Origin of the sequence: Clostridium sp. DFI.1.208 (assembly GCF_024463855.1) — a bacterium.
In the GTDB taxonomy this organism is placed as follows: Bacteria; Bacillota_I; Bacilli_A; order Erysipelotrichales; family Erysipelotrichaceae; genus Clostridium_AQ.
This window is the reverse complement of sequence record NZ_JANGCA010000324.1, coordinates 1-255: the sequence shown is the minus strand read 5'-3', so window position 1 is coordinate 255 and position 255 is coordinate 1. Positions and strand designations below refer to the sequence as shown.

Here is a 255-nt window from a genome sequence, read left to right as displayed (position 1 = left end):
TGGAGATGAGATATCTTCCGCTGCCTTGACTTCGAACACAGCACCCTTCAATTTCCGCATTTCATATTTGAACTTCGTATTGCCATGATCATCAGTTTCTGCAGAAGTAAGGACCTCTCCCTGTTTTGCGACTGCGATACGTCCTTTTACTGAAGTATCCTGTTTAGTGACAGTGATGACCGGTGTAGCACCGTCTGGAAGTGTCTCATATGCTGTATTGCTTGATACTTTAAATTTAACTGGAGCGATATTCAA

The 255-nt window shown here is 42.7% G+C and carries 1 protein-coding gene; it reads right to left on the bottom strand.

The genetic code is table 11. The features are described from left to right. On the bottom strand, nt 1-255 hold a 255-nt coding region (locus tag NE665_RS24545), incomplete at both ends, for a hypothetical protein (protein ID WP_256302787.1).